Origin of the sequence: uncultured Campylobacter sp. (genome assembly GCF_938030815.1) — a bacterium.
Lineage (GTDB): Bacteria > Campylobacterota > Campylobacteria > Campylobacterales > Campylobacteraceae > Campylobacter_B.
This window is the reverse complement of record NZ_CALHII010000230.1, coordinates 1-9160: the sequence shown is the minus strand read 5'-3', so window position 1 is coordinate 9160 and position 9160 is coordinate 1. Positions and strand designations below refer to the sequence as shown.

The following is a 9160-nucleotide window of genomic DNA, read 5'->3' as shown; positions in this document are numbered from 1 at the left end:
TATTTGAAGTAAGCAAATTGGAGATAAATTTATTAGCTAAATTTATCACCGAGCGCAACAAAAAGGGCGATGCCTAGAGTTAAATTTAGATTTTAGCAGAGCCGGTAAAGTTTATAAAATTTAAAAATATAGTTGAAATTTTGCGCTCTCGCTTTAGGCCTTTAAATTTGACTCAAAATTTTGCAATCCGTCAAATTTAATCCTATCTGCTAATTTCTGTCATGGACGTGAACACAGATAGAGCTTATCGCTCCTGGTGCGCCAAAAGAGGATAAATTTACGGCGGAATTTCACGCAGTCCGGGTAAAATTTTATTCGAGAAATGAGAACGGATTTAAAATTTAACCGTTTTTTCAAGCGAATTTTGCCACAATTACGCTCAAATTTCATTGGGGCGAAAGATGAAAAAATATACCAAGCAAATCCTCGCGATGCTCGCGCTAAACGCGATCTACAGCGGCTCGGGGATCTTGATTTTAAGCTTTATCAATAAATATCTACTTGACGGCGCCGAAAGAGGCGGCAGGATCATCGCGCTATTTTTCGCGCTCTTGGCGCTATTTTTGCTGCTTTCGGTGCTAAGCCGCATCATGCTTTGCAAGATGGAAAACGACTTCGTATTCGATCTGCGCACCAAGATCATCAAGCAGATCATCGATACGAAGTTCGAGCGCATCGAGGCTGCGTCGAAGGCGAACCTGCTTGCATCCCTTTCCAGTGATATTTCGCGCCTGACCGAGGGCTTTATGCGCATCTCCGAGCTTATTCAAGGCGCGATGATCGTGCTATTTTGCGGCATCTACGTGCTATACATCGCGCCTATGATGTTTGCGTTTTTATTCGTTTGGATCGGCGCGCTGATGATTTTCAATCGTTTTTTGATGAAAAAGGTCATGCAAAATTACGATCTGTACCGCCAAAACGAGGACGTTTTGTATAAAAACTACGCCGCGGCGATCGAGGGGCACAAGGAGCTGTCGCTAAGCCTAGCCAAAGCAAAGAGCCTATACGAAAACGACTTTTTGCCCAATGCGCAAAATTTACGCCAAAGCTCGCTGCGAGCCGAGGTTTACGGCGCGTTTGCGAGTAATTTTATGAACGTAATGATGCTAGGCGCCGTAGGCTTTGTGCTTTATTTCGGGCTTAGCGGCGGCAAAGCAGAGCTTGCAAACGCCGTAACGATCGCGCTTACGGTGCTTTTTTTGCGTGCGCCTTTGATGATGCTCATATTCTCGCTTCCTAGCGTGCTGCGCGCCAAGATCGCCTACGCAAAGATCAATGAGCTGGGCTTAGATCCATTCGTGCAGGGCTTTGATCTTGCTCAAATGCAGCCGTGGCGCAGCTTGGAGCTTAAAGACGTGGGCTTTTCGTATCCAGACGGTAAATTCGGCATCAAAGGGGTAAGCTTGCAGCTAAATGCGGGCGAGACGGTGTTTTTAATCGGCGAAAACGGCAGCGGAAAATCGACGCTTTTTATGATTTTAGCGGGCCTTTATACGCCGCAAGCAGGCAAAATTTTAGCCGACGGCGCGGCCCTTAAACCCTCTGATCTGCGCGCCTACAGCAACAACATAAGCGCGGTTTTCAGCGATTTTTATCTTTTCGACTACGCTACTGGCGATGCGGACATCGCGCGCGAGTGGCTGGCGCTTACGCACCTGAAGGATAAGGTTGAGCTAAAGGGGGCTAAATTTAGCACCACGAGCCTATCTAGCGGGCAGCGCAAGCGCTTGGCGCTCGTAAGCGTGCTGATGGATGGGCGAAAATTTTTGATGCTCGATGAGTTTGCGGCCGATCTCGATCCGCAGTTTCGCGCGGAGTTTTACGAGCGGATTTTGCCGGAGCTGAAATCGCGCGGATACACGATCTTCGCGATCTCACACGATGATAAATACTTCGGTGCTGCAGATAAAATTTATAAGATGCAAAGAGGCGAAATGTCGCGCATAAAGTAAAGCGGCGAAATTTTAAAATTCTACGCAGAATTTCGCGATGGAATTTGGCGTCTAGATGAAATTTCGCCTTAGGATTTCGCTGCGAAATTCTACGATTGAAATTTAAGTGGCAAGGCGAAATTTGCTTAAAATTTTACAGCATAAATTCCGCTTCAAGCCCCTACGCTAAAGTTCGAAGTAAATAGAATTTCGCCCCTTTAGCGCAAATTGCAAAAATTTAACCGAAATTTACTAAATTTTGATTATACTGCATCCACAATTTAAAAAGAAAGGATAGGAATGAAAAAAGTTCTTATTGCATGTGCTGCGGTTGCGGCGTTTAGTTCGAGTGTATTCGCCGCTGATGGCGCTACTTTATATAAAAAATGCGTGGCCTGTCATGGAGCTAACGCCGAGAAGCCTTATCTTGGCGGCAAAGTACCTGCGCTAAACACCCTAAGCAAGGAAGATATCATCGCTAGCCTAAAAGGCTACAAAGACGGCACTCTAGGCGAGGGCAAGGGAAAATTCGGCATGATGGGCGTTATGAAGGGTCAAGCAGCTTCACTTAACGACGAATCGATCGAAGCGCTAGCCGATTTCATCGTCTCTAAAAAATAATTTCAAACTTCATTCGGCGGGCTTCGCGCTCGCCGAGTTTAGCTTAATTTAAAATTTTAAAATTCTACGCTAATATCACGTAAAAATTCCAAAGGCTCATAAATGTTTAACGGACTGATCAGAGAGATCGCGCAGGTCGCGAGCTTTAGCGGCGATTTGCTGCGACTGCGCGCGAGATACCGCCCCGCGCTCGGTGATAGCGTCGCGGTAAACGGCGCGTGCCTGAGCGTGACGCGGTTTTTTGCGGACGGATTTGCGGTGCAGCTTTCGAGCGAAACGGCGCGCGTCATCGCCGCACAAAACCTGCACGGACCTGTGCATATCGAGCCAGCGATGCGGCTAGGCGAGCGCATAGACGGGCATTTGATCCAAGGGCATATCGATGCCGTGGGTGAAATTTATAAAATTTCAAAGCTTGCAAGCGGCGTCGATTTTTTCATCCGAGCGCCGCTGCATATAGCGCCGCTGCTAGCGCCGAAAGGCTCGGTAGCGATCGACGGCGTGAGCCTAACGATCAACGAAGTGCTTGAGGGCAGCGGCATGCACGGGCGAAATTTTAACAGCCAAGGTCTTGACGGCGGAAATTTTATTCGCAAAGAGCTGCGCGACGCAAATTTTAACGGCGCAAGCTTGCGCGGGCCAAATTCTAGCGGCTCAAATTCCGTTCGCGATCCGAACTCCTTGGACGTAAATTTAAAGAGCGGAGCGCAAAGCTGCGCCATTCGCCTTACGATCATCCCGCTCACGCTCAAAGATACACTCTTTGGATCCTACAAAATCGGGCGCCGCGTAAATATCGAAACCGATCTGCTCGCGCGATACGTTGCAGCGCAGTTACGCTTTGCCGGCGGACGACCCGCCAGTCGCGGCACTGTCGCTGCGCGCGATGATAGCGCCGAGGGCGAAAAAGACAGACTTTCGTGGGACACAGTAGATAAAATTTTGAGCCTGTATTAAGCGGCGCGCGATGACTAACACCGAAATTTGCAGAGAAAATCTTGAGTTTGTATTGGACGGGCACGGCGTGCTAGCGGGCTTTAGCACGCGGCTTGGCGGCGTAAGCAGCGGAGCCTACGCAGGTCTAAATTTAGGGGATCACGTAGGCGACGATCCGCAAAACGTCGCGCAAAACCGCGAAATTTTAGCCGCCGCGCTCGGTATCGCGCCGCGAAATTTAAAATTTATGCGCCAGATCCACTCGAACAAAGTTGAAATTTTACGCGCAGCTAGCGATAAAATCCTGCCCTACGACGGGCTCGTGACCGATCTGCGCGGCGTGGCGCTGTGCGTGCTGGTAGCGGACTGCTCGCCCGTGCTGATCGCGGACGAGCGGCGCGGCGTGGTTGCTGCTGTGCATGCGGGGCGCGCGGGCGTGATAGGGCGGATCTGCACCAATGCGATAATTTTGATGAGCGAGCGCTTCGGCTGCGTGGCTGCGGAGCTGAAGGTATTCGTGGGCGCGAATATCAAGGCGCGAAACTACGAACTTGGCGGGCTTGATCTGGGCGAGTTTGAGCGTTACAAAACGCAGGGGCATTTCGATATGAACGCCGCGCTGCGCGACGAGCTCGTAGCTGCGGGGGTGCGAAACGTTAAATTTGATCCGCGCTGCACTTTTGAGAGCGAGCGGCATTTTTCATACCGCAGAGACGGCGTGACGGGGCGCTTCTGCGGCTTTGTGATGAATAAAATTTAATTTAAAATTCATGCATTTTAATTGTAAATTTGTTGTAGGATAGAAGGGGCATTTGTCGTGAAATCTTAAGCAAATTTGCATGCGTCAGAATAAAAACGAAACACTATATAAGTTATGTAAAATCGCATAACAATCAAGCTTATTTTAATAAAATTTTAAATATAATTCTTATTTCATTTCACACGCATCAATCCTTGATTTAGTTGTAAATTTAGAGCAGATTTACGGGCGGATGCGGAGGAATAAACTAAATTTCGGGGCAACCCACAAGGAGAAAACTCATGGTAACAATGAGAGATTTGCTAGAGTGCGGCGTTCATTTCGGACACCAAACACGCAGATGGAATCCGAAGATGAAAAAATTCATTTTCGGCGAGAGAAAAGGTATCTACATCATAGATCTACAAAAAACTATCCGCTACTTCCGCTACACTTATAATATCGTACGCGACGCGGCTGCAGAGGGCAAGACGGTACTTTTCGTAGGCACCAAAAAACAAGCCGGCGCGACGCTAAAAGAGTACGCCGAAAAATGCGGTATGCCTTATGTGAGCCACAGATGGCTAGGCGGCATGCTAACGAATTTTTCCACTATCAAGCAATCGATCCGCAAGCTCGAAGTAATCGAGACCATGGAAGAGGACGGTTCGATAAATTTACTAACCAAAAAAGAGGCGCTAATGCTTCGCCGTAAAAAAGAGAAACTCGAGCTTTATCTAGGCGGTATTCGCAATATGAAGGGCTTGCCTGATATGATCTTCGTCATCGACGTTGTAAAAGAAAAGATCGCCGTAGCGGAAGCTAACCGCCTAAAAATGCCGGTTATCGCGCCTTTGGATACGAACTGCGATCCGGACGTAGTCGATTTCCCGATACCTGGCAACGACGATGCGATCCGCTCGGTTCAGCTTTTCTGCCAAGAGATGGCTGAGGCGATCAACGAAGGCAAGGCGCTTCGCGATCAAGACGCAAGCGAGGATGTCGAACAGAGCGAAGCCGTCAGCGATGAGGAGAAAGAGGAAGTCGTAGCCGAGGCGATGAGCGAAGAGGATTTTGACATAAGCGAGGACGAAGAGTAATGGAAATCAGCGCGCAAATGGTAAAAGAGCTCCGCGAAAGCACCGGAGCGGGGATGATGGACTGCAAAAAGGCTTTGGTTGAAACAGACGGCGATATGGATAAGGCCGTCGATCTACTTCGCGAAAAAGGTCTCGGAAAGGCCGCTAAAAAAGCCGACCGCTTAGCTAGCGAAGGCCTAGTGAGCGTTGAAGTGGGCGCGGATCACAAGATCGCCACCATAAGCGAGATAAATTCCGAAACCGACTTCGTAGCTAAAAATCAAAATTTTATAAATTTAGTTAAAAATACTACTCTACATATCCAAAGCAAAGGCATTAGCAGCATTGATGAGCTAAATTCCAGCATCATCGACGGCGTTAAATTTGATGAGCATCTAAAGAGCCAGATCGCTACGATCGGCGAAAATTTGGTCGTTAGAAGATTTGAGACGATTAAGGCGGGCGCAAACGGCGTAGTAAACGGCTATCTGCATTCAAACGGCCGCGTAGGCGTCATCATCGCCGCAGCTTGCGACAGCGAGCAGACTGCACAGAATGCGCAGGAGCTTATAAAAAATCTCTGCATGCACGCAGCCGCGATGAAACCGCAGGTCATCAGCTATAAAGAGCTTGATCCTGATTTTATCGAGAAGGAATTTTTGGCTCTTAAAGGCGAGTTTGAGAAAGAAAACGAGGAGTTTGTGCGCTTAGGTAAGCCCCTTCATAAGATCCCGCAGTTTGGCTCGCGCGCGCATCTAAGCGATGAAATTTTAGCCAAAGAGATCGAAGCTTTAAAAGACGAGCTTCGCAAGCAAAATAAGCCTGAAAAAATTTGGGATAAAATTTTACCGGGCCAGATCGATCGCTTCATCGCCGACAATACTCAGATCGATCAGCGCCTCACGTTGCTAGGGCAATTTTACGTAATGGACGATAAGAAAACTGTCGAGCAGGTTATCGAGGAAGAAGCTAAAAAACTAGGTGGCAAAATCGAGATCGTAAAATACATCCGCTTCGAAGTGGGCGAAGGCCTAGAGAAAAAGAGCGAAGACTTCGCAGCCGAAGTAGCGGCTCAAATCGGCTAAATATGGAACTTCTAAAGGGCGTAAATCTTACTCACGCGTATGATTATACGCTCTTTGAAAATGTAAGCTTAAGTGTTGGGGAGGGCGAGAGCATCGCCATTTTGGGCGTTAGCGGCTGCGGCAAATCGACCCTGCTTCATATTTTATGCACGCTCTTAAAACCGAACTCGGGCGAGGTAATCTATAACGGGCGCAGTATTTACGAGCTAAGCTCCGATGAGAGACTTAAAATCCGCCGTAACGACTTTGGCATAATATTTCAATCTCACTACCTTTTTAAGGGCTTCTCCTCTGGCGAAAATATCGAACTCGCTGCTAAACTTACGAATAATGCGATAGATGATGAAATTTTAAAAAAGCTTCAGATCGAACATACTTTAAAGCAAGGCGTGGGCGAGCTTAGCGGCGGACAGCAGCAGCGCGTGAGCATCGCTCGTATACTTTGCAAAAAGCCACGCATAATCTTTGCCGACGAGCCTACTGGAAATTTAGATAAGGATACCGCAAACGAGGTCATGAACGTGATTTTTGATTACGTAAAATCCAGTCGTGGCGCGCTCGTGCTCGTGACCCACGATGAGAATTTAGCGCAAAAATGCTGCAAAGTTTATCGACTAAATAACCGAAATTTAGCGCAAATATAAGCAATTAATAACCAAAAATATCTTACAATAGCCCAAATTCTTTCTAAAAGGTCATAAATGAAAATTCTACTTGACAATCACAATGAGCAGGTTGCAAGTGTCGTAAATATTTGCTGCGAGCGCATCGGTGCGGACCTAGTAGCATATAGTGCGGACGAGAGTGAATATGATTTGACGATAAAAAATTATGAAGATGGCGATGATATTTCAAAATTTGATCTTAATAAGACGCTGTTTCTGACGCCTAAGAATGTCTCGGTGCCAGGAGCGCGATACACCCTTACCAAGCCTTTTTCGCCGCTTGAGCTCATCACGTTTATCAGCGAGTTTTCGGTTCAAAATATGAGCGTGCAGGCGAAAGAAAAAATGGCGAAAGAATTTGCCGATGCAAGCTCTGTGATGAAAGAGATCGACGCGATTGATCAGGCAAATTCCGCTTCGGGTAGTAATTTTGAAGAGCTTGTGGATAGCTTTTATGACTCCGGCAAGGATATACCGCTTTCGCAGCTGGCAAACGATATAGCGCCCGAGATTGCAGATGATGTGCCGCTTTCGCAGTTGGTAGGCGATATGCCGCGCACGGACGAGATCGCAGATGATATTCCGCTCTCACAGCTTGCAGATGAAGCGGCTATTGCGGAGACTATCGCCGATGATACGCCGCTTAACGCCGTCGCAGAAAAGATTGCGGATAATATCGCAGATGATATGCCTCTAAACTTAGCTGCTAGCGATATCCCTGAGGATGTGCCGTTAAATAGTATCGGCACAAACAAACCCGCCGAAAGTAATCACGCGCCTCAAGATGAAATTTCACTCGCAAAGGATGATGCTCCGATAGCTCTAGCGGCGCTAGATGATGAAAATCCTAAGAATTCCAAAACGGATAAATCGCAGACAGAAGATGAAATTCCCGCCACACGGGCAAGCGAAACTTTACCGCTTGCGCAGCAAGACGAGTCGCAAAGAGCTGGCAGCTCTAATGAAACTGCTGTTGAAAAAAAGGCAGACGCTGCGCTTAATTTAGAGGAAGCGAAAGGTCCTGCGGATGTTACGCTTAAACAGCATGAGTCAGACGGCTCATTTGCCTATAAAACAGATGAAAAAAATTCTGCCTCGCAAGTAGTGCAAGATGCAGCCGGCGCGTCTGTTAACAGCGGATTTGATATGGATTTTTCCAGGCTTTTCGATAGTGCCGGCATGCCCGTGGAGGAGTTTGGCGGATATGATAATTTTGCCGCGGCTGCGTTTGCTTCTGATGAAAAAGAGGATAAAAAATCTGCGCATGATAAAAATAAAACGGCTACGGATTTTCAAAAAACGCAAATTTCGTCTCAATCCGAGGTCGCTTCAGATGCGCCGATTGCGTTAGCGGGTGCGGGCGATATACCTCGTGAAAATCTTTATAACGCCGTTCCGTTTCAAAGTATGGAATTTACTGGCGGACTTGCACAGAATATGCCTATGTCTGCTCATAATGAAGCATGGAATTCAATTGGCGCAAATTTCGCAGCTTCCGCGAATTTCGTAGCTTCTACGAATTCTACTCCTGCGCCGAATTTTTCGGAGCTAAACTTGCCGCACATATTAGATGCCTCAGATTTACCGAAGCAAAGCGAGCAAGCCAATAGCGTTGCCGGCGGGTTTGCGGACGGATTTTTGCGCGCTATGGAGGGCGATTTCGCAAACTCGTTTGCCGCAAGCTCCGCTGATAGCGAGCAATTTAAATCCGGCAAGCTCGCAAAGAGCGCCGCGCAGCAGATAAAATTTAATGCTTCAAAGCCTTCGGAGCGCACCGAATTTAAAGCGCATAAATTTGGTGCGTCCGAGCAGGTAAATGAGATGAAATTTGGCGCACAAGCTATGCCGAATGAGCTTGCCGCTTCGGCTGCGGCGGAGTTTGCCAGCCTTATGGCAAGCGAGTTAGAGCCTAGCGCCAAAAGCGAGTCTCTGCGTAACGAGCACGGTAAAAAACCGAGCGCTGAGGAGCTGAAAACCAAGTTGCGTGATGATCTAGAAGCGGGCATCGCAAACACGATCGAGAAATTTGCGGGCAGTAAGGACGCCAAAGACGCGCTGGGTTTGAAGTTCTACATCGCCCAACAGCAGCTCAAAACCAAGG

Annotated in this window: 8 protein-coding genes; all 8 read left to right on the top strand. The window is 47.8% G+C overall.

The features are described 5' to 3' along the window. Positions 1-401: 401 nt before the first annotated feature. Positions 402-1955 carry an ATP-binding cassette domain-containing protein gene (locus tag Q0277_RS08835; protein ID WP_297997350.1) on the top strand — a complete coding sequence of 518 codons (1554 nt, stop codon included), beginning with the start codon at positions 402-404 and terminating at the stop codon, positions 1953-1955. Positions 1956-2234: 279 nt separating this feature from the next. Continuing rightward, positions 2235-2555 carry a c-type cytochrome gene (locus Q0277_RS08830; RefSeq protein WP_297896608.1) on the top strand — a complete coding sequence of 107 codons (321 nt, stop codon included), beginning with the start codon at positions 2235-2237 and terminating at the stop codon, positions 2553-2555. Positions 2556-2657: 102 nt separating this feature from the next. Beyond that, complete coding sequence (locus Q0277_RS11195) at positions 2658-3512, top strand: riboflavin synthase (protein WP_366517337.1); 855 nt, start codon at positions 2658-2660, stop codon at positions 3510-3512. A gap of 10 nt (positions 3513-3522) precedes the next feature. Continuing rightward, positions 3523-4251 carry a polyphenol oxidase family protein gene (locus tag Q0277_RS08815; protein ID WP_297997348.1) on the top strand — a complete coding sequence of 243 codons (729 nt, stop codon included), beginning with the start codon at positions 3523-3525 and terminating at the stop codon, positions 4249-4251. 281 nt (positions 4252-4532) lie between these two features. Beyond that, positions 4533-5330: a 30S ribosomal protein S2 gene (gene rpsB / locus Q0277_RS08810; protein ID WP_297997346.1), complete on the top strand. Its 798-nt coding sequence runs from the start codon at positions 4533-4535 to the stop codon at positions 5328-5330. Next, the gene (tsf, locus tag Q0277_RS08805; protein WP_297997345.1) at positions 5330-6394 is read left to right on the top strand and encodes a translation elongation factor Ts; all 1065 of its coding nucleotides are present in this window, start codon (positions 5330-5332) and stop codon (positions 6392-6394) included. Before rpsB ends, tsf begins: the two co-directional genes overlap by 1 nt. 2 nt (positions 6395-6396) lie before the next feature. Beyond that, a complete protein-coding gene (locus Q0277_RS08800; protein ID WP_297997343.1) occupies positions 6397-7038 on the top strand; it encodes an ABC transporter ATP-binding protein in 642 nt (213 codons plus the stop codon). Positions 7039-7095: 57 nt separating this feature from the next. After that, the coding region (locus Q0277_RS08795) for a hypothetical protein (RefSeq protein ID WP_297997341.1) at positions 7096-9160 on the top strand (2065 nt) is incomplete at its 3' end.